Raw genomic sequence first — 25,606 nt, forward strand, 5'->3', positions numbered from 1 at the left:
GGCGGATGCAGGTTCGGTCAGAACGCGCGCATCAGCGAGATGAAAGCGGAGGTCTGGCTGCTGCGCCGTGCCATCGGGCTGTCTTCGACGGCATCACCGAACCGCTGGTTGGCGACGACGCCAGTTGCGCGCCATTTCGTACCCAGGGGCGTGCTGACCGCGATCTGCAGGCTCGGCGAGGTGGCACTGCCGGGCTTGTAGGCCGCCAGCCCGGAGCGCAGTGCTTCCTCGTCGCTGATGCCGTAGTAGTAGTCGAGCAGGCGGGCGCTGGAGTGCACCACGCCCACGCGCGGCACCCAGGTGAAGCGGCCGGCCTGGATCGGATAGCTGTAATGCAGGCTGGATTCAACACCGCCGCCGTGCCCGCTTACTTCGCGCTTCACGCTGGCCGCCACCGCGCCCCAGTCGGCGCTGTAGTCGGCGTTGATGCCGACCATCGCCGACATCTGCCGGCTGTGCAGGCGGCGCAGCTGCGGATCGTTCACGTCGTCGGTCTTGAAGCGCAACGTGTAGGGCGTCGCCACCGCCGACAGGCGCAGGCCGTCGGCCTTGTAGAGGTTCATGCCAAGCGAACCGGGGCTGGCGAAGAAGCGCTTGCCCTGCCAGGACAGCGCCGGCAGCACCAGCGGCTTGTCGTCATAGTGCGCGTAGGCGCCAGTGGTCGCGCCGAAGGTGATGCCGGCCTGTACCCCCGGAGCCTGTTCCTGCGCGGTGGCCAGCAGCGGCGTGGAGAGAGCGACGGTGCACAGCAGGGGGCGCAGCAGGGTGGGGGACAGTGAGGTCATCGATGTAGTGCGTTGCAGGGATGGCGATGCATGCTGCGCGCGCAACATTGTCGGAACATTGCGCAGGCGCAATCTGCTGGCATCGCCGCCACCTGCACGCCGAAGGCACTATGATCGGCACCGTTTCCGGTTGCCGAGCCCCCGATGCGCATTCTCCTGGTCGAAGATGACCCCGATCTCTCGCGAGCCCTGCAGTCCGGGCTTGAGCGCCAGGGTGTGGTCGCCGACGTGGTCGGCAGCCTGGCCGAGGCTGCGCTCGCCCTGCGTGAGCCGGTGCATCAGCTGATGCTGCTCGATCGGCAGCTGCCCGATGGTGATGGCGTGGGCTTCGTGGCGACTGCCCGTGCGCTGCGGCCGAACCTGGCGGTGATCATGCTCACTGCCAAGGGTGGGCTGTCGGACAAGGTGGAGGGGCTGGATGTCGGTGCCGATGACTACCTGGTCAAGCCGGTGGCGATCGAAGAGCTGATGGCGCGCATCCGCGCCGTCTCGCGTCGACCGTCGGCGATGGTGACCCCCCGGTTGCGGCTGGGCCGGCTGGAGTTCGATTTCGAATCGCTGCAGGCGCAGGTGGACGGCCAGCCGGTTGCGCTGCCGCGGCGGCAGGTGCTGGTGCTGCAGGCGCTGGCGATGCGGCAGGGGCGCACGGTCACCCGCAGCGCGCTGGAATCGGCGGTGTACGGATTCGATGATGAGATCCAGTCCAATGCGCTCGATGCGCATATTTCAAAACTGCGCAAGGCGCTGCAGCAGGCCGGGGCAGGCGTGGAGATCCACGTGATCCGCGGCGTCGGCTATCTGCTGGCGGAGGCCTGAGATGGCACGACCGATCCGTTCGATCACCCTTGGACTGGCGTGGCGGCTGTTCCTGGCGCAGGCCTTCACGGTGTTGTTCGCCGTCGTCGCGCTGATCCTGACCTGGGGCGACAAGGACACCTGGGGCATGGACATGTTCATGGCCGAGAGCGCAGCCAATGCGGTGCACAGCGAAGGCGGCCGTCTGGTGCTGGACGAAGCACGCTGGCAGAAGCTCGATGCGCGTGCCGGTGGCAACCTGTGGTTCGCGGCGGTGGACGATCGCGGTGCATGGCTGCAGCGCGGCACGCTGCCTGCCATCCACGCGCCGCTGCTGGCCCGCCTGCCGACACTGGGTGCCACCGAGCTGGGATCGCTGGTACCGCCGTACCTGGATGTGGCGCGGGTGATGATCCGCAACGAAGACGGCCGCCGCATCACGGTGATGGTGGGCGGGGCGCCGAAGGGCGGCCTGCTGGATGGCGCATTGATGGTGCTGCGGCTGATCGGCCTGTGGTTCTTCCTGCCGTTGATCGTGGTCACGCTGCTGGTGATGCCGACGGTGATCCATCGCGCCATGCGTGGCGTGCGCCGGTCCGCGCAGCAGGCCAAGGAGCTGGATATCGGCCAGCCCGGTGCGCGCCTGGACGCGCAGCTGGTATCGACCGAGGTCGCGCCTCTGGTCGAAGCGTTCAACGATGCGATCGACAAGGTGCAGCAGGGCTACGCAGCACGCGATAAATTCCTGGCCGACGCCGCCCATGAACTGCGGGTACCGATTGCGGTGGTACAGGCGCGCTTGTCGCAGTTGCCGCAGGGGGAGCTCAAATCGCAGCTGTTGACCGATGTCGCCCGTCTCGGCAACGTCGCCGAGCACCTGCTCGACCTGCAGCGCCTGGACCGGAACGTCGCAGCGCTGCAGCGCCTGGACCTTGCGCATGTCGTGCGCGAAGCGGCCGCCGACCTTGCGCCTCTGGTCGTTGGCGCCGGCTACGGCTTTGAAGTGGATGCGCCGGAGACGCCGGTATGGATCCATGGCGATGGCCTCGCCCTGGGGCGGGTGATCGCCAACCTGGTGCACAACGCCATCGTCCATGGCGGCGGGCGCGGCACCATCTGCGTGCGTCTGGACCTGCAGGGCCTGCTGGAAGTCAGCGACCAGGGCGCCGGCGTGCCGGTCGGTGACCGCGAGGCGATCTTCGAGCCGTTCCACCGCCTGCGTGCTGCTGGCAGTGGCAGCGGCCTCGGCCTGCATCTGGTCAAGGAGATCGTGCAGCACCACGGCGGCACGGTGAGCGTGGGCGAGGCCGTTGGGGGTGGGGCGAGCTTCCGGGTCAACTTCCACCGCGGCAGCGTGCGTCGCTAGCCGGGCGCTGACAACGCTGCACGGCGTTGCCTGATGGTTGGGTGAGGCCGCGCCTCGGCACGCTGTGTCGATGGCTGCCGATCGGACCTTGTCGCCCCTGTTTGGCCCCGCGTGCGCTGCCGCTCTGGTTGCCGGCGCGTTGGCCTGCGTGTTGTTGCCAGTGTTGCCACCGCTGTGGGCTTCTGTTGCGGCGACCGTCGTGGCCGCGTTGGGCTGGGTGTTGCGCTGGCGCGGACGCGCGGTGGCTGCGCTGCTGTTCGGGTTGGCCTGGACTTGCTGCCACGGGTATTGGGCAATGCAGGCGCAGCTGCCGGCCGGTTCTGCCGCGCGGGATGTGCTCGTCCGGGGGCAGGTCATCGATCTGCCGAAGGAAACGCCTGCACACACCCGCTTCGAATTCCGGGTGGATGCGTCCGATGCGATGCCGACGCTGCGTGGAAAGCGGCTGCAGGTGCTCTGGCACGCGCCACGCGGTGGGCCGACCGAGGCCGAGGTTGATCAGAGACATCACCTGCACGCCGGAGCTGACTGGCAGCTGTCGCTGCGCGTGCGACCGCCACGTTCACGCATCAACCCGGGGGGCTTCGATGGCGAGCGGCAAGCGCTGCTGCGTGGGCTGGCAGGGAACGCCAGCGTGCGCGATTCGAATTCCACGCGACAGCTGCGTCCTGCGCATGGCCTACCTGCGTGGCGCGAGCGCACCAGTGCCACCATTGCCAGGCAGATCGCATACCCGTCGGCGCGGTTCATCCAGGCCTTGGCACTGGGCGATACGCGCGGCCTGTCCGACGTCGATTGGGCACAGTTGCGCGCGCTGGGCCTGACCCATCTGATCGCCATCTCCGGCTTCCATGTCGGCCTGGTCGCGGGCTTCGCCGCATTGCTGTGCTCTGCGCTCTGGCGATCCTGGCCGGGGCTTGCCCGGTTCTGGCCACGACCGCAGGCGGCGGCCTGTGCGGCGGCGGCGGCAGCAGCCGGCTATGCCGTTGTTGCAGGCAGCGAGCTGCCGACCGTGCGTACTGCGCTGATGATCGCGGTGCTGGCCCTGGCGCGCGTTGCCCGCCGTCCGGTGACGGTAGCGCAGGGGCTGGCGCTGGCCGCGCTGGCGATGCTGCTGCCGGCACCGCTGTCGGTGCTGTCTGCGGGCTTCTGGCTCAGTTTCGGTGGGGTGCTGTGGTTGCTGTGGTGCCTGCCGCAGGGGCGGCCGAAGGGGGTCGCCGCGATGCTGCGCGGCGCTCTGGCAGGGCAGGGGGTGGCCAGCGTCGCTCTGCTGCCGCTGGCGGTGGCACTGTTCGGTGGCAGCGCACGGCTGGGGCCGCTGGTGAACCTGCCGATCATTCCACTGTGGAGCCTGCTGGTGGTGCCTCTGGCTCTGCTGGGAACCGCTCTGGAGGCCCTGCGCACCGGGGCAGGGCAGTGGCCTTGGCGCACGGCTGCCTGGGTGTTCGAGGCCAGTTGGCAGCTGCTGCAACCCTTGGCCGAGCACCCACAGGCGATGTGGTGGCTGGCGCAGGGGCCGGCCTGGGCGTTGCCGGCGGCCTTGCTGGGGGTGTTCTGGTGGCTGTTGCCACGCGGTGCCGGGGCCGGGCTTGCCGGTTCTCTGCTGTGCCTGCCGTTGCTGTGGCCGGCACGGTCGGGGCCGCGGCAGGGTGAGCTGGAACTGGTGGTGCACGATGTCGGCCAGGGCGCGGCGGTGCTGCTGCGGACCGCCCGGCACGCACTCTGGTATGACGTCGGCCCGCCAGCCGGCAGCGGCAGCGGGGCCGAGGAGCGGATGCTGCTGCCGACGTTGCGGGCGTTGGGACAGGAGCCGCCGGCACAGGTGATGATCAGTCACGACCACCTGGACCACAGCGGCAACCTCGCCGCGCTGCGCCGGCAATTGCCGGGTCTGCACGTACTGGCTCCACCGGGCAGTGCGATTGCCACGGCCAGCAGCTGCCAACAGGGCCTGCGCTGGCAATGGGACGGGGTCGATTTCCAGGTGCTGCATCCGCCCGCCGCGTTCCCTGCCGTTGGCGGGAAGGGCGCCGACAACGAAGCCAGTTGCGTGCTGCGGGTTGCTGGCGCGCACGGGGTAGTGCTGCTGCCCGGTGACATCGGCCGGCAAGGCGAACAGGCGCTGCTGGCGGGCGCTGCCGATATGCTGCGTGCGGACGTGGTGCTGGTGCCCCATCACGGCAGCGGAGGCAGTTCCACGCCGGACTGGGTGAAGGCGGTGGCGCCGCGGCTGGCGCTGGTCTCGGCCGGGCACCGGAACCACTTTGGCCACCCGAAACGTGACGTGGTGCGGCGCTGGCAGGCGGCGGGCGCCGAAGTGCTGTCCACCGCCGAGTCCGGCGCGATCCGCGTATGGCTTGGCGCACAAGGCCTGCAGCTGCGTGAACAGCGTATCCACGCCGCCCGGTGGTGGGATGCCGCTGGGCGAGCGCGGTCGGCTGCTATCCTATCGCCGATCGAACAAGCGGCCGCTGGGCCGGAGGGTTGAAACGTGTGGGAACTGGTCAAGGCCGGTGGCTGGCCGATGGTGCCGCTGCTGCTGTTGGGCGTACTGGCTTTGGCGATCGTCCTGGAGCGTTTCTGGTCCTTGCGGCGTAACGAGGTGCTGCCGCCTGGCCTGGGCCAGGAGGTGCGCAACTGGGCCGCGCGCGGCAAGCTGGACCCGGCGCACCTGCAGACCCTGCGTGCCAATTCACCGTTGGGTGCCCTGCTGGCCGCCGCGCTGGAAGCGCGCAACCGCCCGCGCGACCAGATCCGCGAGCGCATCGAGGACACCGGTCGCCATCTGGTGCACCGCATGGAGCGTTTCCTCAACGCGCTGGGCACCATCGCCTCGGCCGGCCCGTTGCTGGGCCTGCTGGGCACCGTGGTCGGCATGATCCAGATGTTCCTGGGCATCCTCGACCACGGCGTGGGTGATGTGAACCAGCTTGCCGGCGGTATCGGCAAGGCACTGGTGTGCACCGCCACCGGCATGATCGTGGCGATCCCGGCGCTGATGTTCCACCGCTTCTTCAAGGGCCGCATCCACGGCTACGTGGTGGAGATGGAGCAGGAAGCCAGCGCGCTGCTGGATACGCTGGACGGTCGCCCCGGGGTGATGACCCCGGCCCCCGCTGCGCGCGCGTCTTCCGCCGCTACGGCAAAGGCCTGATCGATGCGTATCGGCAACGACCGGTCCCAGGATGAGCCGCATATCGACCTGGTGCCGCTGATCGACGTCATCCTGGTGCTGATAATCTTCTTCGTGGTCACCACCACCTTCGACGCGCGATCGACCCTGCAGGTGCAGCTGCCGACCGCCAGCCAGCAGCAGACCAACGAGCCGCCGCGCTCGCTGAGCGTGCTGATCAACGCTGACGGCCGCTACTTCGTCAACGATCAGGAAGTGCTGCGCAGCGACGTCGAGTCGGTCAAGCAGACCATTTCGGCCGTCGCCGGCAGCGACCGCGAACAGACCGTGCTGCTGCGTGCCGACGCGCGCACTCCCTACCAGGCCGTGGTCACCGCGCAGGACGCGCTGGGCCAGCTCGGCTTCCGTCGTATCGCCATTGCAACAGCGCCAGAGGTGCGTCCATGAGTTCCCATCACGCGCCAGTGTGGCCGATCTACAAACGTCTGCTGGGCTATACCCGCACCTACTGGGTGTTCATGATCGGCGCGGTCATCGCGATGGTGGTCGAAGCTCTGGCCGGCTATCACTTCACCAAGCTGATGGAACCGCTGGTCAACCGCGGTTTCGTCAACCCCGAGCCGCGCATGGCGGTGATCCTGCCGCTGACCATTCTCGGCCTGTTCCTGATGCGCAGCGTGGCCACCTGGGTCAGCGACTACACGCTGGCCAAGACCGGCCGCAGCGTGGTCCGCGACCTGCGTGAACAGGTGCTGCAGAAGTACCTGCACCTGCCGTCCTCGCATTTCGATGCCGAGGCGACGCCGGTGATGGTCAGCCGCCTGAACTTCGACACCGAACAGGTCACCCAGGCCAGTGCCGACGCGCTGAAGACCGTGGTGGCCGATACCCTGACCATCATCGCCATGCTGGCGGTGATGCTGCAGATGAGCGTCAAGGTGACCCTGGCGATGCTGGTGGTGGTGCCGCTGATCGGCGTGATCGTGTCCTACGTGGGCAAGCGCTACCGGCGCATCAGCCGCGGCATCCAGGACGGCATGGGCACCATGGCGCAGACCGCCGAGCAGTCGCTGGCCGCGCAGCAGGAAGTGAAGGTACACGGCACCCAGCAGCACGAGATCTCGCGCTACTCGCGCCTGGCCAACCGCATGCTGGCGCTGAACATGAAGGTGGAAGTGACCCGCGCGGCGGCCTCCAGCGTGGTCCAGTTCCTGGCGGCGCTGGCGCTGGCAGTCATCGTCTGGGTGTCCACCCGCGAGGCACTGGCCGGCAAGCTCAATGCGGGCCAGTTCATGGGCCTGATGACGTCGATGATGGCCATCATTCCGTCGCTGCGGCGGCTGACCAGCGTGCAGACTTCGATCTCGCGCGGTGTGGCTGCGGCCGAGCGCCTGTTCGGCATCATCGACATGCCGGTCGAGCGCGACGAGGGCAAGCACGCGGTGCAGCGCGTACGCGGCGAACTGGCCTTCGAGCACGTCATGCTGCGTTACCGTGAAGACAGTGGCATCGCCCTGGACGACATCAGCTTCGTTGCCAGGCCGGGCACGGTCACCGCCATCGTCGGTCGTTCCGGCAGCGGCAAGACCAGCCTGATCCGGCTGGTGCCGCGCTTCTACGAACCCAACGGTGGCCGCATCCTGCTCGACGGCGTTGCCCTGGATGAGTATCCGTTGGCCGATCTGCGCCGGCAGGTGGCCATCGTCGGCCAGAAGGTCATGCTGTTCGACGACACCATCGCGGCCAACATCGCCTATGGCATGGATGCCACCGACGAGCAGATCCGTGCGGCTGCCGAGGCGGCCAATGCCTGGGAGTTCATCGCACGCATGCCGCAGCAGTTGCAGACGCCGGTAGGCGAGAATGGCGCGCTGCTGTCCGGCGGCCAGCGCCAGCGCCTGGCGATCGCCCGCGCCATCCTGCGCGATGCACCGATCCTGATCCTGGACGAGGCCACCGCGGCGCTGGACAACGAATCCGAGCGTCTGGTGCAGGATGCGCTGCAGCGCTTGATGCCCGAGCGCACCACGCTGGTGATCGCGCATCGCCTGTCGACCATCGAGCATGCCGACCAGGTGCTGGTGATGGACCATGGCCGCATCGTTGAACGCGGCACCCACCAGGAGCTGCTGTCGATGGGCGGCCTGTACCAGCACCTGCACAACATGCAGTTCCGCGAAAGGCAGGACTGATGGCGGGCAAAGGTACCCAGACCCCGCCGTACTGGTACGACGGCAGCCCGGCTCCGTGGCCGATGCGACTGCTGGCGCCGCTGTATGCCGGCGTCACCGCGCTGCGCCGGCGCCTGTACCGGCGTGGTTGGCGCAAGCGCCATGCGCTGGCGGTGCCGGTCATCGTGGTTGGCAACATCACCGCCGGCGGCACCGGCAAGACGCCGCTGACCATCGCCCTGGTCGAGCGCCTGCGGGCCGCGGGCTGGAAGCCCGGTGTCGCCAGCCGCGGCTACGGCCGTGAGCAAGCGGACAAGGCACGTTGGGTGGAAGCCGATACGCCGACCGCCCTGGGGGGCGACGAGCCGGTGCTGATCGCCTGGAAAACCGGCGTGCCGGTACGCGTGGACAGTGACCGCGTGGCAGCGGGCAAGGCGTTGATCGCCGCCGGCTGCGACGTGATCGTCTGCGATGACGGCCTGCAGCACTACCGGCTGGCGCGCGACATCGAGATCGAGGTGGTTGATGCCCAGCGCCGCTATGGCAATGGCCGGATGATTCCTGCCGGCCCGCTGCGCGAGCCGGTCAGCCGCGCAGCGGAATGCGATTTCCGGGTGGTCAACCTGGGCCAGGCGGATGGAGCGGCGGCTGCCCAGGCCTGTGGCTTCGGCCAATGGCCGATGGCCCTGCACATCGACAGTGCACAGCCGCTGGCCGGCGGGCGCGCACGTCCCCTTTCGTACTTCGCGGGCCAGCGCGTGCATGCCGTGGCCGGCATCGCCCATCCGCAACGCTTCTTCGACATGCTGCGCGCGCGTGCGATCGGCGTGGTGCCGCACGCCTTCGCCGACCATCATGCCTACCAGCCGCAGGATCTGTCCTTTGGCAGCCAGTTGCCGGTGCTGATGACCGAAAAGGATGCCGTGAAGTGCCGCGCGTTCGCCAATGACTGGCAGTACGCGGTGCCGCTGCGTGCCGAGATGCCTGCTGCTTTCTGGATCGCGTTGACCGATCGCCTGGACAAGCTGCGACCGAACTGAGGGGCCGTGCGGCGCTTGCAAATGGACGCCGCCGGCCGCATTCCTGCTGTATCGCGCCTGCCGAGTACCGCCCGCATGACCGACTTCGTTGTTGCCATCCCGGCCCGCTATGCCGCTTCGCGGCTGCCGGGCAAGCCGCTGCGCCTGCTGGGCGGAGAGCCCATGGTGCTGCATGTGGCCCGCCGCGCGCTGCAGGCCGGCGCAGGTGAGGTATGGGTCGCGACCGACGACCAGCGCATTGCCGACGCATTGTCCGGCCTGGCGGAAGTGAAAGTGGCGATGACCGCTGCTTCGCATGCCTCGGGTACCGATCGCCTGGCCGAGTGCGCGCGCATCGCGGGCTGGTCCGATGACACCGTGGTGGTCAACCTGCAGGGCGATGAACCGTTCGCGCCGGCTGCCGGCATCCGCGCCGTGGCCGAGGCACTGGTGGCGGGCAGCGCACCGATGTCGACCCTGGCCACGCCGGTCGAGGATGCCCACACGTTGTTCGACCCCAACGTGGTCAAGCTGGTGCGCAACGTGCGCAACGAGGCCCTGTACTTCAGCCGTGCGCCCATCGCCTGGCATCGCGATGGCTTCGCCCGCAGCCGCGACACCCTGCCCGAAGGCCATCAGTGGCTGCGCCACATCGGCATCTATGGCTACCGTGCCGGTTTCCTGCAGCAGTTCGCCTCGATGCGGCCGGGCACGCTGGAACAGGTGGAATCGCTGGAGCAGTTGCGCGTGCTGGAAGCGGGCTACCCGATTGCCGTGGCGATCTCGCCCGAACCCTTCCCGCCGGGCATCGACACCCCTGAAGACCTGCAGCGCGCCGAAACGCTGCTGCAGGCGATGGCCGCGCGATGAGGCTGCTGGTCGTCTGCCTCGGCAACATCTGCCGCTCGCCGATGGCCGAAGGCGCGCTGCGTGCCCGCCTGGATGCCTCGGCGCTGGCTGGGCGGGTACAGGTCGATTCGGCCGGTACCGGCGACTGGCACGTGGGCCTGCCACCCGACCGGCGTGCCATTGCATGCGCGGCCGGACACGGGGTGGACCTTGGCGGCCTGCGCGCGCGGCAGTTGCAGCGGCAGGACTTCGACGCTTTCGACTGGATCCTGTGCGCCGACGAGGCCAACCTGCGTGACGCCGCACGCCTCGCCACTGCCACCCAGCGCGAGCGCCTGGCGCTGTACCTGCCGTGGTCGGGCGGGCAGGGCGAACGTGCGATTCCCGATCCCTATACCGGCGGCAGCGATCATTTCGAACAGGTCTGGTCGCTGGTCGACGCTGCTGCCGAACGTACCGTGGCACGCCTGTTGCATCACGCCGACTCCGGCATAATCGGGTCATGAACATCCAGCCCGTCCCGGACCTGCCAGAGTTCGCCGCCTGGCTCAATGCCGCGCCCTGCACCCTGACCGAACTGCGTGGCCGGCCGGTCGCGCTGTTGTTCGTCAACGCGGCTTCCGCATGGAGTGCGCAACGGCTGGCCGAGTTCAGCCAGTGGCTGTCACGCCACCCCGGCAAGCTGCAACCTCTGGTGCTGCAGGTGCCGCGCTTCGACTTCGAGCGTGATGCCACGGCTGCGCTGAAACTGCTGCGCCGCCAGGGCCTGACCATGCCGGTGCTGCTTGACGCCGATTGGGATGGCTGGCGCCGCTTCGGCGTCAGCGCCTGGCCGACCATGGTGCTGCTGGACGCGCAGGGTCGCGAACAGCAGCGCTTGATCGGTCAGGGCGTGCCCGGCGAGCTGGAGCGGGCCCTGAATGCCCTCTGCGAGGGTGCGCCGTCGGCCCCTTCGCGTGGCGGCAGCGAGCTGCACCCCGAACCGCGCCAGGCGCTGCGATTCCCGATGGGTCTGGCGGTGAACCAGGAACGGTTGTACATCGCCGACAGCGGCCACCACCGCATCCTGGAATGCAGTCATGGCGGCCGCGTGCTGCGTCAGTTCGGCTTGGGTACCGCCGACTTCATGGACGGCAACCTCGCCGAAGCCGCTTTCCACCGGCCGCAGGCGCTGGCGCTGGAGCGCGAGTCGCTGTACGTGGCCGACACCGGCAATCACGCCGTGCGCCGGATCAACCTGCTGACCGGCCTGGTCGACACCCTGTGCGGCAACGGCCGTCCGGGCGCCCCCGTGGAAGGGCCGGTGACGCAGCCACGGCAGGTGTCGCTGGATCATCCGGTGGGCCTGGCCATCGCCGAAAACCAGCTGCACATTGCCATGGCCGGCGACAACCGCATCTGGAGCTACCACCTCGGCCAGCGCAGCCTGCAGTGGCGCGCCGGCAGCGGCGCCATCGACGAGCGCGATGGCAGTGGCCATCTGGCCGCGTTCGCCCAGCCCACCGCCGTGGCCGTGGTCCAGCAGGTGCTGTACGTGGCCGATGCGCTGGGCTCTTCGATCCGTTCATTGCAGTTGCGCGGTGACCTGGTGCAGACCCTGGTCGGGCAGGGCACCTGGCGTTTCGGCGAGGACGATGGCCCGCGTGCGCAGGCCAGCCTGCAGTTCCCGCAGGCGATCGCATTGAGCCCGGATGCCCCGTTGTTGTGGATCGCCGATACCGGCAATGGCCGCCTGCGCACGTTGCGCCTGGGCGGCGGCGAACTGACCACCCAGCCCTTGCCGCGGCGCCTGCATGGCCCCGCCGGTCTGGCCGTCGGTGCCGGCGCGGTGTGGATCGCCGAAACCGATTCCCACACCGTACTGCGCCTGGACCCTGACAGCGGCGTGCTCAGCGAAGTGCCGATCAGCGAATGACCGTTGTTCCTGTCCCGACCTTCGATGGCAAGGCATTCGCGGCCCAGCTGAGTACCGCCCCGGGCGTGTACCGCATGTACGCGGCCGACGACACGCTGTTGTACGTCGGCAAGGCCCGCGCGCTGCGCAACCGCGTGGGCAGCTATTTCAACGGCAGTCCGAAGAACGCGCGCATCATGTCGATGCTCTCGCAGATCGTGCGCATGGATGTGACCGTAACGCGCTCGGAAGCCGAAGCGCTGCTGCTGGAAAACCAGCTGATCAAGTCGCTGTCGCCGCGCTACAACGTGTCCCTGCGCGACGACAAGACCTATCCGCATGTGCTGCTGACCCGCGAAGACTGGCCGCGCATCGCCCTGCATCGTGGTCCACGTGCCATTCCCGGGCGCTATTTCGGGCCTTATCCCGGCGTCACCGCGGTGCGCGAGACGCTGAACCTGATGCACAAGCTGTTCAAGCTGCGCAGCTGCGAAGACAGCGTGTTCCGTAACCGCTCGCGGCCCTGCCTGCAGTATCAGATCGGACGCTGCAGCGCGCCGTGCGTGGAACTGGTGCCAGCAGCGGACTACGCCGAGTCGGTGCGCCGCGCGGCGATGTTCCTGGAAGGCAAGAGCGATGAGCTGACCCGGGAGCTCGGCGAGCAGATGCAGGTCGCCAGCGAAGCGCTGGAATTCGAGCAGGCCGCGCGACTGCGCGATCTGATTACTTCATTGCGCAGCATGCAGACCCGCCAGTACGTGGACGGCCGCGCGGCCGACCTCGACGTACTGGCGGTGGCCATGCAGGGCTCGCAGGCCTGCGTGATGCTGCTGGCCTTCCGTGATGGCCGCAACCTGGGCACCCGCCCGTTCTTTCCCCGCACCAATGGCGAGGAAAGCCCGGATGAAGTGCTGGCGGCCTTTGTCTCGCAGTACTACATCGAATTCGAGCCACCGCGCGAGATCCTGCTTGACCGCGAAATTCCCGATGCCGATCTGATCGGTTCTGCGCTGTCGGCCTCGGCCGAGCGCAAGGTGCAGTTGAAATGGAACGTCCGCGGCGAGCGCGCCGGCTACCTGGAACTGGCCAGTCGCAACGCGCAGTTGACCCTGGCCACCGAGATCAACAGCCGCACCGCGCAGCACGCGCGCAGCGAAGCGCTGCGGGTGATGCTGGGGCTGGCCGAACCGGTGAAGCGGGTGGAGTGCTTCGACATCAGCCACACCATGGGCGAAGCCACCGTGGCCTCCTGTGTGGTGTTCGATGCTGCCGGCCCGGTGCGTGCGCAGTACCGCCGCTTCAACATCAGTGGCATCGAGCCGGGCGATGACTACGCCGCGATGCGCCAGGCGATCGATCGCCGCTTCCGCCGCGCGGTGGAAGAGCAGGGCGTGCTGCCGGATGTGCTGCTGATCGACGGTGGCGCCGGCCAGCTGGCACAGGCCCAGGCGGCGCTGGCCGATCTGGGCGTGGAAGACGTGCTGCTGGTGGGCGTGGCCAAAGGCGTGGAACGCCGTGCCGGCCACGAAGCGCTGGTGATGCCCGATGGCCGCGAACTGCGCCCGGGTGCGGCCGATCCCGCCCTGCAGTTCATCCAGCAGGTGCGCGATGAAGCGCACCGCTTCGCCATCACCGGCCATCGCGGGCGCCGGCAGAAGGCCCGGATGACCAGCAAACTGGAAGACATCCCCGGCATCGGGCCGCGACGGCGCGCCAGCCTGCTGAAGCATTTTGGCGGTCTGGTCGGCCTGAAAGCGGCCGGAGAAGCGGAAATTGCCAAGGTGGAAGGCATCAATGACGCCCTCGCAGCGCGCATCTACGCTAACCTGCACGGGTTGGCCGCGCCGGATCCGGCCGAGTAGAGAGAGAATAAAGCCGCATGACGTTGACCCTGCCCACCTGGCTGACCCTGTTGCGGATCGTGATGATCCCGGTGCTGGTGCTGGTGTTCTACCTGCCCTACACCTGGACCAACTTCGCATCGGCGGCGATCTTCGGCCTGGCCGCGATCACCGACTGGCTCGATGGCTGGATCGCGCGTCGCTACGGCCTGGAGTCGGCGTTCGGCGCCTTCCTCGACCCGGTGGCGGACAAGCTGATGGTGGCGGTGGCGCTGTTCCTTATCGTGCAGGGTCATCCGACCCCGTGGATGGCGTTCTGGGCGGCGGTGATCGTCGGCCGCGAGATCGCGGTGTCGGCGCTGCGCGAGTGGATGGCCGAACTCGGCCAGCGTGCCAAGGTGCGGGTGGCGATGATCGGCAAGGTCAAGACCACCGCGCAGATGGTCGCGCTGCTGTGCCTGCTGTATTCGGTGGCGCCGAACGTGCCGGTCGACGACATCTGGATGGGCCCGCCGGTATTCCATATCGGTGACTGGACCCTGGCCATTGCCGCGGTGCTGACCCTGTGGTCGGGCCTGCAGTACCTGCACGCCGCCTGGCCCAGCCTGCGTGACGACGAGCGCGCCGCGCGCGAGCGTTCGCGGCAGAAGAAGCTGGGCAACTGAGCACCGGGGTCGGATCCCTTTCCGCAGGAAAGGGCTCTGACCCCATCGCTGCCATCATCCACGCATGGCGTGGATCTACTGGGCATGCGTGCACTGTGTGGGGCTTCGCGTGATCCCTCATCCACGCATGGCGTGGATCGCCTGGAATGTGTCCTGCGGTAGATCCACGCCATGCGTGGATGACGCATTCCATGACCTCTCGATCTGCCTGAAAAAAAGGCCTTGACGCGTTGCGCAGAACAGGTAGAATTTCGCCTCCCAAGCGGGAATAGCTCAGTTGGTAGAGCGCAACCTTGCCAAGGTTGAGGTCGCGAGTTCGAGTCTCGTTTCCCGCTCCAGATTCAAGAAACGCGCTCCCGAAAGGGGGCGTTTTTCGTTTGGCCGGAGCGGCTTCATCCCCACTTCACCGCCACCCCATCGCCTCAACACGCGCGTTGGCGAAGCTGCATCTCCGTTCCAATCCGGTGATGCCGCGATGCCTCACACTCCCCCTGCCAACGACTACGACGTGGTCATTGTCGGCGCCAGCTTTGGCGGTGCCGCCTGCGCACTTGCCGCCGCTCAGTACGGCCTGCGCGTCTGCGTGCTCGAGCGCAAGGCCGACCCTGGCGAACGCCTGCATACCACCGGCATCGTGGTGAAGGAGGCGATGGAACAGACCTGGCTGGGGCGCATGCCCGATCATCTCGTGCAACGCGTCGCACGCGTGCGCCTGTATGCGCCGAACCTGCACAACGTGCTGCTGACCGCACCGGGTTACTACTTCCTCACCACCGATACGCCGAACCTGATGCGCTGGCTGGCCAGCGAACTGCGCGCCAGTGGCGTGGACCTGCGGCTGCAGCAGTCGTTCACCGACGCCTGCCGCGACGGCGACGCGTGGCAGGTTGAAGGGGTGGGGCGCACGGCCTATCTGGTCGGCGCTGATGGCGCACGATCACGTGTTGCCCAGCGTACCGGCCTGGGCCAGGTGCGCGACAACCTGTATGGCGTCGAGCGCGAGTTTGCCGGCGTGCAGCTGCCGCAAGGCGATGCCTTGCACTGCTTTGTCAGCCTCCGGTTCGCACCCGGCTACATCGGCTGGGCCGCGCAGAACCCCACCGGCGTGCAGGTGGGATTGGCACTGCGGCATGATCCCGCACATGCACGCGCGCCGGATATCGAGGGATTCCTTGAACACGTGCGCGACGTTGTGGGACTTCCGCACTCGGCCCAGGTTGCCGGCACCCGCGCGGGGCTGGTGCCCTGCGGGTTGCCGGATGGCCCGATCACCGCGCCGGGCGTGATCCTGACCGGTGATGCGGCAGGTGTTGTTTCGCCGCTGTCGGCCGGCGGCATCCACTCGTCATGGCGGCATGGCTGGGCGGTCGGTGATGCGATCGGGTTGCACCGGCGCGGCAAGGGGCCGGCCGCAGAGCAGGTGGCGCGTCAGGCCGCCCCCACTTTTCACCGCAAGCGCATGCTGCGCTGGGCAATGGACCACCTGCAGCGGGACTGGCCGGTCAATGCGCTGCTGCGTACCGGCCCGATGCGCCGGTTGGCCGAGCAGATCTACTTCCATCGGCGGGGCGTGCGGATGTGATCCTGAAGCTGAACGCTGCTTCATGAGAGGGCAGCAGAATCCTGTTGACGCCGTGCAGCAATCCCGACACAATAGCGCTCCTTCGACGCAGGTCGAACGGAATCTGCGGGAATAGCTCAGTTGGTAGAGCGCAACCTTGCCAAGGTTGAGGTCGCGAGTTCGAGTCTCGTTTCCCGCTCCAGATTCAGAAAAACGCTCCCGCAAGGGGGCGTTTTTCGTTTGCGCACCGGCAAGGGATTGCGATCGTGCTAGCGCGGGCTGCCTCGACCCGCACCGCACCAGGTTCGCACGTCCGCACGATCGAAGCCGGCGCAGGTGTTCTTCCGCGGGATGTACAGATACGGGGCGTCGGCCTGGTAGGTGAAGTGGTAGTAATAGGTCCGGTCCTGGCCGTACAGCCAGTAGTTCGACGAGCCCTCGTTGATCACGTAGGGCTCGAAGGAAAGTAGCGACGACTGCGCGGGAATGAAGTTGCTGCGGTCCATCAGCAGCATGGCCGCGTTCGACGCCAACGGAGTGGTCAGGCAGATCGCCGTCGTGCCCACGATGAGTACGGTCGCGAAGATGCCGAGCGTGCGGCGAAGGGCGGATTTCAAGCGTATTGCCTGCCGGTGGAAGCGTTCAGGACACTGTGCCGCAGCGCTCGCGGACAGTCCAGCGTTCAGCTTGGCGGCGCCGATGAAAGGCTGTGGAAAGGCCGAGGGTTCGCAATGCATGCACCGCACACGCGCTGTAACGCACCTCCGACCGATTCTCCATGTCCACTCCACAATCGCGGCGTAGCCTCCTCGGCTTCTCTCTCCACGAAGGCGGGCGGGTGGCCAGTCGCATCACTTTCCCGGCAGCGTTCGCGCGCCGGTATGCCGTCGTCCCACGCATCGTCCTGGGTACCGGGGCGCTGCTGACCAGCATGATGCTGGTGGGCTGCATGTCGGTGCCGGTTCCCGATCTGCCTGATCGCGTACCAGCAGTCTGGAGTCAGACCGCGGCGGGGCAGGGCGTAGCGGTCGACGCGCGGCAGTGGTGGAAGGTGCTGGCCGATGCGCGCTTGAACGCGCTGGTGGACGAGGCCGTCGCCGGCAATCTGGACCTGCGCCAGGCCACCCTGCGGTTGCAGGCGGTACGCCTGCTGTCGGGCACCTCCGATGCGCGCTTCCGTCCGGAAATCTCCGCCAGTGCCAAGCAGGTTCAGGACGCCGCCGCGGTCGACACGTACTTCCACGCCGGCGTTGAAGCGATCTGGGATCTTGGCCTGTTTGGCGCAGCGGAGAGTGCCCGTCTAGGCGCGCAGGCGGCCAACGGAAATGCCGAAGCACTGCGCGATGCGGCACAGGTGGCGGTCATCGCTGATGTGGTGCGCAGCTACCTGGATCTTTCCGTCGCGCAGGCGCAGGTGGATCTGCTGGGCAGGCAGCAGGCCGTTGACGCACGTGGCGAGCAACTGGGCCTGGTGCGGCAGCGCCTGCATCTGGACGAGCCCGGTGAACTGGATCGCCTGCGCGCGCGGCGGGCGGCCACGCGCGCGGCCATTGCACAGGCGAATGAGAACGCGGGCAACGCCTCGCGCGCGTTGGCGCTGCTGCTGGGTCGCGATGGTCCGGATCCGGCCTGGAATGCGTACCGCACGCCACCGCAGTTGAACGCCTTCACCCTGCAGCAGGTGCCGGCCGATCTACTGCGCCATCGCCCGCAGATCCTGCTGGCCGAGGCCGATGTGCTGCAGGCTGCCGCCGGAAAGGGCAGTGCACGCGCGTCGATGTTCCCGAAACTGAGCCTGGGCGGTTCCATCCTGTACGCCTACAACCTGACCCAGAATGCTCGCTCCAATTCCGATTCCAGCCCATCGATCGGTCCCTACATCGATATCCCTCTGTGGGATTGGGGCCAACGTCGCGCGCGCTATCAATCCGACGACAAGCAGCTGGATGCAGCCTTGCTGGGGTATCGCAAGGCAGTGCTGCAGGGCGTGGCGGATGTGGAGGGTGCACTCGGCAGCCTGGCCCGCCAGGACAGCAGCATCCAGTCGCTGCAGGTGGCCGACGAAGCAGCCCGGCAGCAGGTCGTACGACAGGCCCGGCAGGTGCAGCTTGGTCTTTCCAGTGAGTTCGACGGGTTGGAAACCCAGCGTGCCGCGCTGTCCGCGCAGGCCGACCTGATCGGCGCGCAGGGTGCTCGCGTACTTGCATTCGCGTCGCTCTATCGCGCAGTGGGCGGTGCTCCCTTGCCAGCCGAGCCTGAAGGCGACGCGCAATGATCGCGCTTGCCCGCAAGACCCTGGTTTACGAGTGGCGCCGTTTCCTGCCGGTAGTGCTCGCCATGTGTTTCGCCGGCGTGTTGCTGATCGTGCAGGCGGCGCTGGTGCTGGGCATCTTCGGCACCGCCGCGATCTACGTGAAGGCATCCAGCGCCGATGTCTGGGCGGGCTTTGCCGGCACGCAGAGCGTGAACTACGGTCATGCGATCAGTGCGGATGTAGAGAATCGCCTGCGGATGGACCCGGATGTCACCCGCGTCGAACCCTACGAGTGGGTCGATGGCGAGTGGCGCTCCAGCGCACAGGGTGCCGGCAACGTGTCGGTGTATCTGTCCGGCATCTCCACGGCAGGCGACGCGATGATGTTCTCGCGCATCCTGTCGCCCGATCTGCGTGCCCGGTTGCGCGAACCCGGTGCGGTGATCGTCGACAGCGCGGACCTGGATACGCTGGGCGTCGATCTGCACCGCAACCGCGCGTGGATCAATGGCAAGGCCGTGCGTGTGGTTGCAGCGCAACCCGGCCTGCGTGGCCTTGGCGGCGTCAACGTGCTGGCGTCTTTGGATACCGCGCGTGCCATCGCCGGAACCGATCCGCATGAAGGCAGCACCTATTTCGTGGCGGGCACGCGCTCACCGGAGCTGGCCGCGCGCGTGCGCGATCGCCTCAGTGCATCGACGGGCCGCGCCACGCCCGTCGAGTTCTGGACAGCGCCGGAGTTCGCCAGTCGTTCGCAGCAATACTGGCTGTTCGATACCGGCGCCGGCATCGCAGTGCTGTTCATGGCGGTCATTGTCTGCTTCGTCGGCGCGGTGATCACCAACCAGTCGTTTGCCGCAGTGGTGGCCGGGTCGGTACGCGAGTACGCCACCCTCAATGCGCTCGGCGCAGGCCGCTACGCGCTGGCTCGTGTGGTGTTCGAACAGGCCGTGCTGATCGGTGGTGTCGGCATGCTGCTGGCCGCAGCCTTCAGCGCGGTGGTGCTGATGGCCGCGCAGACCCAGCGCGTACCGGTACAGCTCACGCCAATGGTGATTCTTGGCTGCGTGGCGCTGGTCGCGGTGATGGCCATGCTGTCGAGCATCATGGCGGTGCGCAGCGTCGTCCGTTCCGATCCATCGCTGCTGTTGCGTTGAGGGGCCACCGATGACGAATGCTCCCATCGCGATCCCGACCCTGCGTGCCGACGCACTCGAAAAGGGCTTCGTGTCCGGCGATGTGCATGTGCCCGTGCTGCGTGGCCTGTCGTTGGACATCTATCCCGGCGAATTGACCCTGGTATCGGGCCCCTCCGGCTGCGGCAAGAGCACGCTGCTGTCGCTGATGTCCGGGCTCTCAACGCCTGATGGCGGTCGCGTGCATGCGCTTGGCCAGGACGTCAGCCACATGACCCGCAGCGAGGTGGAGCGTTTCCGTCTGCACCACGTCGGTTTCGTGTTCCAGGGCTTCAACCTGTTCCCGGCGCTGACGGCGCTGGAGCAGGTGCAGCTGCCGTTGGGCTATCGCGGCATGCGCAACCGCGACAGCGAGCCGTTGGCGCGGCAGGCGCTGGACGAAGTCGGCCTCTCGCACCGCAGCCACATGCGCCCGGCACAGCTGTCCGGCGGCGAGAAGCAGCGCGTAGCCGTCGCCCGTGCGTTCGCCAAGTCACCCACGCTGATCTTCGCCGATGAGCCCACCAGCGCACTGGACGCCGAGAACGGCCAGCGCGTCATCGACATCCTGCACCGTTATGCGCGCGCGCATCAGGCCACGGTGTTGTGTGTAAGCCACGATCCACGCCTGATCCGCCATGCGGATCGGGTGATCGCCATGGAAGACGGCACGGTCCGCGATGACCGCCGCCAGAACGAAACCGTAGAGCACAGCCCATGACCAGAATGCCGCGATTGTTCTCCCTCAGCTTCTCCTTGGGCGCTGCATTGCTGCTTGGTGCCTGCAGCAAGGATGCACCCGTACCCGCGCAGCCGACCGCTGCCACGTCCGCCAGCGCGGACAACGTCGCCGTCGCCCGCGGCATCATCGATGTGGAAGGCGGGCTGATTGCACTGGTACCAGCGATGGATGGTTCGGTCAGCACCGCGCCGGTGAAGGAAGGAGCGGCGGTGCGCAAGGGCGATGTCCTGCTCGCCCTGGATGGCGCACTGCTTGAACAGGAGGTGGGCATGGCCAATGCCGATCTCGCGCTGGCTACCGATCGGCTGAAGGGCAGCCAGGCGCAGCTGCGCGAACTGGAGCGCAACGCCATCCGCCTCGCCACCGGCGCCAGCGAAGGCGTGTCGTCCAGCCAGCAGGCCGACGCAGCCAGGCAGCAGCTGGCCGGCGTCCGCGCCGATGTGGATGTGGCCGGAGCGCAGGTCGACATGGCCCAGCACAAGCTGGAGCACGCCAGGCTCAAGCTGCGACAGATGTCGCTGACCGCACCGGACGCCGGCATCGTGGTCGGCCAGGTGCCGGGCGTGGGTGCGTTCGTGCAGGCCGGCAAGCCGGCGATGTCACTGTTGCCGGCGCGACCGTTGCAGGTGCGTGCCGAGCTGAGTGCGGCCTACGCCGATGCCGTGCAGGTTGGCATGCGTGCGACGGTGGTGATCGATAGCGATGGCGCAGAGGGCAAGCCACTGCCGGTGGCACGTGTGGTCCGCATCAGCCCGGTGTTCGCGCAGGCACGGTTGCCCGAAGACGCAGGGCGCGGCGTGGCCAAGGTGGTGGAGTGCGTGCTGGAATTCGAGAGCGCCGCCAAGGCGCGCGTCGGCCAGCATGTGCGGGTGGAGTTCCACAGGTAGGGGCGTGCTTCGCTAGGAGCGTGCGCGTCGGGTCTGTTTCCCGGTCAGCGCCCGCCACGCACTGGCCAGCGACACCACGCACAGCGCCAGCAGCAATCCCACATCCAGAAGCAGCAGCCACAGCAGGTGCATTCCCTGCACCGGCGCCTGGTGCAGGGCGGCGGCCAGCCACGGGAACGACCAGGCCAGCAGCAGCACCAGGGCGATCAGCAGCCGCAACCACACGCGCCCTGGTTTCCAGGGACGCACGATCAGCACGGTGACCACCAGTTCCGCTCCGGCCAGTACAGCGAACTGGATGACCGCGCCGGTGGGGTAGGGCAGGGTTGCGCCTTCGAAGTGGCGCAGCATCCAATAGTCCGGGGTGAAGCCTGCATTGATCAGTGCAGCAATCACCGCAAGCCAGGCCAGGGCGACAAGGCTCCAGCACAGGCGGGCGAAACGAGGTCTCGTGGGCGGGTTCATCGGTGCTGCGGACTGTTGACGGCGTGAAGGAATTTGGACACAATAGCGCTCCTTCGACGCAGGTCGGAGAATCTGCGGGAATAGCTCAGTTGGTAGAGCGCAACCTTGCCAAGGTTGAGGTCGCGAGTTCGAGTCTCGTTTCCCGCTCCAGATTGCACAGGGCCCCGGTTGGGGCCTTGTTTTTCTCCCGCCACGGCAAGGCGGGGCACGTTGAGCCACAAGGCTCTTCGCGCAGTCAGAAAAGTGAAAACTGTTGTGAAATGGCTGGTGTGTGTCCCGGGCTTCCGGTACCATGACGGCTTATGCGGGAATAGCTCAGTTGGTAGAGCGCAACCTTGCCAAGGTTGAGGTCGCGAGTTCGAGTCTCGTTTCCCGCTCCATGTTTCGACAGGCCCCATCGCGGGGTTTTGTCATGTCAGGGGCGTCGTTCCTGATCGCAGTACGTTGGCCTCATGGCAGAGTGGCTATGCACCGGATTGCAAATCCGTTTACAGCGGTTCGATTCCGCTTGAGGCCTCCAAATAAACCCCTGATTTATCAGGGGTTTTTCTTTGCATGGCGTTCGGCGCCGTTGTGCAGCATCGCCTGATTCGACCGCGAAATCATCGGTCTGCCACCCGTTTCCGGGTGGCAAACTCGCGTTTACATGCGCCGAGTGCGTTTACGTGAGTTGGAGCAGGGATGGCAACGAAGCGACGCCGGTGCGACTCCTGGCAGTACACGATTAAGCGGGCAGGCTCACTGTCCGCCCAGCCTATCCGGCGAGTCCTTGGGACTGGAGGGACACTGCACCCGACCACGTGCTGCAGGAGGACATCGTGCTGACGGAGAGCCTGCAGATGCGTAGCGCCCCGCTGTATGACGCGGTGGTGGTCACGGGAGAACTGTCCAGAAAGGGTGTGACTTGCAAGGTCCGTCGGGAAGGGGGAGCCGGCCAACTGTTTGCCCCGCAAGTCAGCAGTCCGCTAATCAGTATCGCCGCTGCCGGTGCCGAGCGCGGTCGGAACATCCTGTCTGATCGCGGTGAGCAGGCTGGCCGTAGATGTCACCGTGCGGCTTTTCGCCAAGCCGCTGAAGCCAGGCGAGGTGGGAGTGATCATGCCCCTGGATCTGGTCGAGGTCACGGGCTCGGAGGGTATGTGGCACGGTCAGTGCGAGTCGCTACGCATTGAGGTGGCGGTTGAGCAGCAGACCGTTGTGAACGAACTCCGTGCCATCAACCAAAGAGGGCTGACCTGTGTATAGCATTCAGTTATCACATCGCGGACTGCGTCGACCTCATGTTTTTGATGTGGTTATAGATCTTTTGAATGAACTCCCAGTCGGAAGGAGGGGAGGTCTTTTGGATCATCTTCGAGACGCTGAGTCCTTGATCGCACATGTTTGTGCTTCTGCACATGATTTGTGCATAAAGCCCGTTGCTTTCGCATCCGCCCGAGAGGTCGCAGGCGACGAGTTGACTCGCGAGGTACCTGGCCGCCGGTAGCTTGCGCCTTTCATCTTGATTCTGAGCGACTTCCATTCCTAGTTGCCACTCATTACTCTCAGGCTGTTCCGAAAGTGCGGTCACTGCATCCATGAAGGCTGACGGGTTTTCAGAGCCAAGGGCGATTCCTTCTGCCATCTCTCTCGCTTCGCTTGACATCGGCTCCCCAGCTAGGCCTGCCAATGTTTTGGCAAGTACAACGTCAGAATCGCCTTCTTCAAGTATCGATAGCTCGATTTCGTTCAGGTCTACAGACTTGGTGTCGCAGAAAGTTAGGAGGAAATCCCTGCTCTTTTTCTGGGACTCTGACCGGATTGGACGCGGAACTTCGAGATCGCTGCACAGATAAGCTGCGGTATACAAATAGGATAGCTGCTGACCCCTGTCCAAATGAGACCTTGAAAGGGCAGTCCTGAGTTGGGAGTAGGTGCGGGCAGTGTCGAGTGGAGCCGATCGGGTGCTCCATCCAGAGCGTGGAGCATCCATCCCTATGGTCTTGATCTCTGGCGTCGGGTTCAGTTTCGACGCTGGCTGAGAGCCATGAGGTAGGTTGCTTTGCTTATGGGAACTAAGGTAAGCGGCAAGCGCAAGAACTGCGCTTGCCGCGACGAGTGTCAAGCCGATTACCTTTCGACTCACTTTCCGCAGGCGCTAGTGGGGCCAAATTGCACTGAGCCAGACGTGTAGATGCGCTTGAACTTTTGGCGCTCGCCAGAACTTTTGAGCAAAAGTGTAATTTCGGTGCCGACTTGCATGAGCGGGTCTCGTACGAGATAAGCCTGCGCGGCCCGTGCGAGCAGGACCGTTTCATCGGTGCAATTCAGGTCAGAATTCTCGACCTGCTTCCTCACCAGGTTGACTCTGTTGCCGCTCCCGACGTCAAACCACACGCCGCCACCTCCGACGCCGCCAGTTCCTCCGCCACCTCCGCCGCCGCCGCCGCCACCGCCACCGCCGCCCGGGAAGCCGTCCTCATAGCAGACCTGCTGCATCTGATTCATAACCATTCCGATGCCGCAGGAGATGCCTGCTTTTGCAATGGGGGCGTAGGCCATGCCAGCACTCAAAACGACCAACAGACATGCTAGTTCGCTTCTTTTCATGTAAATCGCGTCCGTGTGAAATGCTCTCATGAGCGTTATAGGAATATCATGGAGTTGTTAGTGTCTCGTGAAAATATGGGCTCGGTGGGCGATCCACGTTCTCTGCAGCCATATCGTTATGTACAGATATTGGGCAGACCGATGTTCAGAGATCAGGCCACAGATCCCGGTAGCGACCGGCCTTTTTGCGAGGGTGTTGACCATTCTGCTTATGCGGTAGGCCCCTTATCGCGCGATATCAACGGCTCCTGGGGCGAGATTGCCGCCATGTGCTATTCCGCCCAAATCGAAGCCGCCTACCAGAAGCTGGTTCGCATGACCGGCGCCACGCTGTCTCTGCAGGAGTTTGCCGCCCTCTACGCCCACGACCCAGGCAAAAAGCGTCCGAAGACTCCGAAGGCGATGGATGACGCGTTCCGGGCCGGCACCAGCGCGGCTGAGCGGGCTGTGTGGGCGGAGATCTAGCAGTAGAATCAGGTCGAGGCCGCGATTCTGGAGCAGGTGCTTTTCGCCAACAGGAAGCGCCTGGCCGATGCGGAGCGATCGCTGCAGGCCAAGGAGACGAAGAAGGCCCGGGAAGACGTGCGAATCGCCGGCAACAAGATCGAGCGCGCCATGGGCAAGTTGGCCGACCTCAAGCGCGCCGACCGGCAAGGACCGGGACAGTCGAATCTTCCCCGGCGTGTATGCCCCGGTGATCGTTTCCGAGGGCGGCAAGCTGACAATCAATCCGATGCGCTATCAGTGCCATGTGGCCGGGAATCTGGCCAACTACGATCAGCGCTTCCCCGGCACCTACAACGCCCGCCGCGATAGCCTGGAGAAGTTCTGGGCGTCGGCCCTTGATCACACCCACGGCTTGATAGTGGTCGATACCTTCTACGAGAACGTGGAGGGACAGGACGGCAAGAACCAGGTGGTGCGGTTCACACCGCGCACGCGCGAGCCGATGCTAGTGGCTTGCCTGTGGTCGCACTGGGTGGATCCGGCCGGCAAGGAACCGGATCTGCTGTCCTTTGCCGCTATCACCGACGACCCTGAGCCCGAGGTGGCGGCTGCAGGGCACGATCGGACCATCATCAACATCAAGCCCGAGCACGTCGACGCGTGGCTCAATCCGGACCCGGCCGACCTGGCCGCGCTGTATAGGATCTTTGACGACAAGCGGCACCCGTTCTACGAGCACCAGCTGGCCGCGTAGGGAGAATCCCGAACGTCAGTGGGTGGTTGCCCGATAGTGCCCAGCCGCCGGCGCTGGCATTCTGACTGTGCCGGATCTGGGGCCGCAGGGAGCTCAACCCGGGGGCGCTTGAGCAGCGCCGCGCCGGCACAGAGTCGAGTCAGGCTCGACTCTGCGATTCGGGCAAATTGACGATTTCGTCAAATCGCCGATGCAGCGCCTAACAATTCCTTCC

General features: G+C 66.3%; 22 protein-coding genes, 5 tRNA genes and 1 pseudogene. 23 read left to right on the top strand and 5 right to left on the bottom strand.

The genetic code is table 11. The annotated features are described in order from the left end of the window. Positions 1–17: 17 nt before the first annotated feature. Positions 18–785: a MipA/OmpV family protein gene (locus LC407_RS03670; RefSeq protein ID WP_223482212.1), complete on the bottom strand. Its 768-nt coding sequence runs from the start codon at positions 783–785 to the stop codon at positions 18–20. Between the two features lie 144 nt (positions 786–929). Between LC407_RS03670 and LC407_RS03675 the strand changes: the two genes are divergently transcribed. The 15 genes from LC407_RS03675 (at position 930) to LC407_RS03745 (ending at position 16,281) form a co-directional block, all read left to right on the top strand. Further along, positions 930–1,601, top strand: coding sequence for a response regulator transcription factor (locus LC407_RS03675; protein WP_032975718.1), 672 nt, complete (start codon positions 930–932; stop codon positions 1,599–1,601). Position 1,602: 1 nt separating this feature from the next. Continuing rightward, positions 1,603–2,946 carry a HAMP domain-containing sensor histidine kinase gene (locus LC407_RS03680; protein ID WP_025875223.1) on the top strand — a complete coding sequence of 448 codons (1,344 nt, stop codon included), beginning with the start codon at positions 1,603–1,605 and terminating at the stop codon, positions 2,944–2,946. 70 nt (positions 2,947–3,016) lie between these two features. Beyond that, complete coding sequence (locus LC407_RS03685; RefSeq protein WP_223482213.1) at positions 3,017–5,434, top strand: DNA internalization-related competence protein ComEC/Rec2; 2,418 nt, start codon at positions 3,017–3,019, stop codon at positions 5,432–5,434. Between the two features lie 3 nt (positions 5,435–5,437). Further along, positions 5,438–6,100: a MotA/TolQ/ExbB proton channel family protein gene (locus LC407_RS03690; protein ID WP_025875219.1), complete on the top strand. Its 663-nt coding sequence runs from the start codon at positions 5,438–5,440 to the stop codon at positions 6,098–6,100. Between the two features lie 3 nt (positions 6,101–6,103). After that, a complete protein-coding gene (locus tag LC407_RS03695) occupies positions 6,104–6,526 on the top strand; it encodes a biopolymer transporter ExbD (RefSeq protein WP_223482214.1) in 423 nt (140 codons plus the stop codon). Next, positions 6,523–8,271 carry a lipid A export permease/ATP-binding protein MsbA gene (msbA, locus tag LC407_RS03700; protein WP_025875215.1) on the top strand — a complete coding sequence of 583 codons (1,749 nt, stop codon included), beginning with the start codon at positions 6,523–6,525 and terminating at the stop codon, positions 8,269–8,271. The genes LC407_RS03695 and msbA overlap by 4 nt, the downstream gene beginning before the upstream one ends. Beyond that, positions 8,271–9,290: a tetraacyldisaccharide 4'-kinase gene (gene lpxK, locus LC407_RS03705; protein WP_025875213.1), complete on the top strand. Its 1,020-nt coding sequence runs from the start codon at positions 8,271–8,273 to the stop codon at positions 9,288–9,290. The genes msbA and lpxK overlap by 1 nt, the downstream gene beginning before the upstream one ends. Before the next feature lie 75 nt (positions 9,291–9,365). Continuing rightward, positions 9,366–10,139 carry a 3-deoxy-manno-octulosonate cytidylyltransferase gene (kdsB, locus tag LC407_RS03710; RefSeq protein WP_025875212.1) on the top strand — a complete coding sequence of 258 codons (774 nt, stop codon included), beginning with the start codon at positions 9,366–9,368 and terminating at the stop codon, positions 10,137–10,139. After that, complete coding sequence (locus LC407_RS03715; RefSeq protein WP_223482215.1) at positions 10,136–10,624, top strand: low molecular weight protein-tyrosine-phosphatase; 489 nt, start codon at positions 10,136–10,138, stop codon at positions 10,622–10,624. The genes kdsB and LC407_RS03715 overlap by 4 nt, the downstream gene beginning before the upstream one ends. Beyond that, positions 10,621–12,033 (top strand): nhl repeat protein, encoded by a 1,413-nt coding sequence (locus LC407_RS03720; RefSeq protein WP_032975725.1) that lies wholly within the window; start codon positions 10,621–10,623, stop codon positions 12,031–12,033. Before LC407_RS03715 ends, LC407_RS03720 begins: the two co-directional genes overlap by 4 nt. Continuing rightward, a complete protein-coding gene (gene uvrC / locus LC407_RS03725) occupies positions 12,030–13,874 on the top strand; it encodes an excinuclease ABC subunit UvrC (RefSeq protein ID WP_099783504.1) in 1,845 nt (614 codons plus the stop codon). Before LC407_RS03720 ends, uvrC begins: the two co-directional genes overlap by 4 nt. A 17-nt stretch (positions 13,875–13,891) precedes the next feature. After that, positions 13,892–14,518: a CDP-diacylglycerol--glycerol-3-phosphate 3-phosphatidyltransferase gene (gene pgsA / locus LC407_RS03730; protein WP_025875200.1), complete on the top strand. Its 627-nt coding sequence runs from the start codon at positions 13,892–13,894 to the stop codon at positions 14,516–14,518. Positions 14,519–14,780: 262 nt separating this feature from the next. Next, positions 14,781–14,856, top strand: a tRNA-Gly gene (locus tag LC407_RS03735). Positions 14,857–14,993: 137 nt separating this feature from the next. Then, entirely contained in the window at positions 14,994–16,100 is a 1,107-nt protein-coding gene (locus LC407_RS03740; protein WP_223482216.1) for an NAD(P)/FAD-dependent oxidoreductase, read from the top strand. A gap of 105 nt (positions 16,101–16,205) precedes the next feature. Further along, a tRNA-Gly gene (locus LC407_RS03745) sits at positions 16,206–16,281 on the top strand. Between the two features lie 67 nt (positions 16,282–16,348). Here LC407_RS03745 and LC407_RS03750 read toward each other — a convergent pair. Next, positions 16,349–16,696: a hypothetical protein gene (locus LC407_RS03750; RefSeq protein WP_223482217.1), complete on the bottom strand. Its 348-nt coding sequence runs from the start codon at positions 16,694–16,696 to the stop codon at positions 16,349–16,351. 314 nt (positions 16,697–17,010) lie between these two features. On the opposite strand from LC407_RS03750, the gene LC407_RS03755 reads away from it, so the two are divergent. Genes LC407_RS03755 through LC407_RS03770 form a run of 4 tightly spaced genes read left to right on the top strand, consistent with a single transcriptional unit; the run spans position 17,011 to position 21,137 of the window. Continuing rightward, positions 17,011–18,354 (top strand): TolC family protein, encoded by a 1,344-nt coding sequence (locus LC407_RS03755; protein WP_317850710.1) that lies wholly within the window; start codon positions 17,011–17,013, stop codon positions 18,352–18,354. After that, positions 18,351–19,490 (top strand): ABC transporter permease, encoded by a 1,140-nt coding sequence (locus tag LC407_RS03760; protein ID WP_223482218.1) that lies wholly within the window; start codon positions 18,351–18,353, stop codon positions 19,488–19,490. The genes LC407_RS03755 and LC407_RS03760 overlap by 4 nt, the downstream gene beginning before the upstream one ends. Before the next feature lie 10 nt (positions 19,491–19,500). Further along, positions 19,501–20,229: an ABC transporter ATP-binding protein gene (locus LC407_RS03765; protein ID WP_223482219.1), complete on the top strand. Its 729-nt coding sequence runs from the start codon at positions 19,501–19,503 to the stop codon at positions 20,227–20,229. Then, complete coding sequence (locus tag LC407_RS03770) at positions 20,226–21,137, top strand: HlyD family efflux transporter periplasmic adaptor subunit (protein WP_223482220.1); 912 nt, start codon at positions 20,226–20,228, stop codon at positions 21,135–21,137. Before LC407_RS03765 ends, LC407_RS03770 begins: the two co-directional genes overlap by 4 nt. A 12-nt stretch (positions 21,138–21,149) precedes the next feature. Here the strand turns inward: LC407_RS03770 and LC407_RS03775 are convergent, their stop codons facing one another. Further along, positions 21,150–21,602: a hypothetical protein gene (locus LC407_RS03775; protein WP_223482221.1), complete on the bottom strand. Its 453-nt coding sequence runs from the start codon at positions 21,600–21,602 to the stop codon at positions 21,150–21,152. A gap of 74 nt (positions 21,603–21,676) precedes the next feature. Between LC407_RS03775 and LC407_RS03780 the strand changes: the two genes are divergently transcribed. The 3 genes from LC407_RS03780 (at position 21,677) to LC407_RS03790 (ending at position 22,122) form a co-directional block, all read left to right on the top strand. Further along, positions 21,677–21,752: transfer RNA gene (locus tag LC407_RS03780), tRNA-Gly, on the top strand. 154 nt (positions 21,753–21,906) lie between these two features. Then, positions 21,907–21,982, top strand: a tRNA-Gly gene (locus LC407_RS03785). 66 nt (positions 21,983–22,048) lie between these two features. Next, positions 22,049–22,122, top strand: a tRNA-Cys gene (locus LC407_RS03790). Between the two features lie 735 nt (positions 22,123–22,857). Here LC407_RS03790 and LC407_RS03795 read toward each other — a convergent pair. Both LC407_RS03795 and LC407_RS03800 read right to left on the bottom strand, forming a co-directional pair. Further along, the gene (locus LC407_RS03795; RefSeq protein ID WP_223482222.1) at positions 22,858–23,451 is read right to left on the bottom strand and encodes a hypothetical protein; all 594 of its coding nucleotides are present in this window, start codon (positions 23,449–23,451) and stop codon (positions 22,858–22,860) included. 272 nt (positions 23,452–23,723) lie between these two features. Next, complete coding sequence (locus LC407_RS03800) at positions 23,724–24,191, bottom strand: hypothetical protein (RefSeq protein ID WP_223482223.1); 468 nt, start codon at positions 24,189–24,191, stop codon at positions 23,724–23,726. A gap of 267 nt (positions 24,192–24,458) precedes the next feature. Between LC407_RS03800 and LC407_RS03805 the strand changes: the two are divergent. Beyond that, positions 24,459–25,392 (top strand): annotated as a pseudogene (locus tag LC407_RS03805) (SOS response-associated peptidase family protein). The last annotated feature ends 214 nt before the right edge of the window (positions 25,393–25,606 follow it).

The organism is Stenotrophomonas sp. OVS01A, assembly GCF_019969775.1.
In the GTDB taxonomy this organism is placed as follows: Bacteria; Pseudomonadota; Gammaproteobacteria; order Xanthomonadales; family Xanthomonadaceae; genus Stenotrophomonas; species Stenotrophomonas indicatrix.

Bases quoted from the DNA above. Each gene is read 5' to 3' on its own strand.
- LC407_RS03670 (WP_223482212.1), bottom strand. From the start codon at position 785: ATGACCTCACTGTCCCCCACCCTGCTGCGCCCCCTGCTGTGCACCGTC.
- LC407_RS03675 (WP_032975718.1), top strand. From the start codon at position 930: ATGCGCATTCTCCTGGTCGAAGATGACCCCGATCTCTCGCGAGCCCTG.
- LC407_RS03680 (WP_025875223.1), top strand. From the start codon at position 1,603: ATGGCACGACCGATCCGTTCGATCACCCTTGGACTGGCGTGGCGGCTG.
- LC407_RS03685 (WP_223482213.1), top strand. From the start codon at position 3,017: ATGGCTGCCGATCGGACCTTGTCGCCCCTGTTTGGCCCCGCGTGCGCT.
- LC407_RS03695 (WP_223482214.1), top strand. From the start codon at position 6,104: ATGCGTATCGGCAACGACCGGTCCCAGGATGAGCCGCATATCGACCTG.
- msbA (WP_025875215.1), top strand. From the start codon at position 6,523: ATGAGTTCCCATCACGCGCCAGTGTGGCCGATCTACAAACGTCTGCTG.
- lpxK (WP_025875213.1), top strand. From the start codon at position 8,271: ATGGCGGGCAAAGGTACCCAGACCCCGCCGTACTGGTACGACGGCAGC.
- kdsB (WP_025875212.1), top strand. From the start codon at position 9,366: ATGACCGACTTCGTTGTTGCCATCCCGGCCCGCTATGCCGCTTCGCGG.
- LC407_RS03715 (WP_223482215.1), top strand. From the start codon at position 10,136: ATGAGGCTGCTGGTCGTCTGCCTCGGCAACATCTGCCGCTCGCCGATG.
- LC407_RS03720 (WP_032975725.1), top strand. From the start codon at position 10,621: ATGAACATCCAGCCCGTCCCGGACCTGCCAGAGTTCGCCGCCTGGCTC.
- uvrC (WP_099783504.1), top strand. From the start codon at position 12,030: ATGACCGTTGTTCCTGTCCCGACCTTCGATGGCAAGGCATTCGCGGCC.
- pgsA (WP_025875200.1), top strand. From the start codon at position 13,892: ATGACGTTGACCCTGCCCACCTGGCTGACCCTGTTGCGGATCGTGATG.
- LC407_RS03740 (WP_223482216.1), top strand. From the start codon at position 14,994: ATGCCTCACACTCCCCCTGCCAACGACTACGACGTGGTCATTGTCGGC.
- LC407_RS03755 (WP_317850710.1), top strand. From the start codon at position 17,011: ATGATGCTGGTGGGCTGCATGTCGGTGCCGGTTCCCGATCTGCCTGAT.
- LC407_RS03760 (WP_223482218.1), top strand. From the start codon at position 18,351: ATGATCGCGCTTGCCCGCAAGACCCTGGTTTACGAGTGGCGCCGTTTC.
- LC407_RS03765 (WP_223482219.1), top strand. From the start codon at position 19,501: ATGACGAATGCTCCCATCGCGATCCCGACCCTGCGTGCCGACGCACTC.
- LC407_RS03770 (WP_223482220.1), top strand. From the start codon at position 20,226: ATGACCAGAATGCCGCGATTGTTCTCCCTCAGCTTCTCCTTGGGCGCT.
- LC407_RS03775 (WP_223482221.1), bottom strand. From the start codon at position 21,602: ATGAACCCGCCCACGAGACCTCGTTTCGCCCGCCTGTGCTGGAGCCTT.
- LC407_RS03800 (WP_223482223.1), bottom strand. From the start codon at position 24,191: ATGAAAAGAAGCGAACTAGCATGTCTGTTGGTCGTTTTGAGTGCTGGC.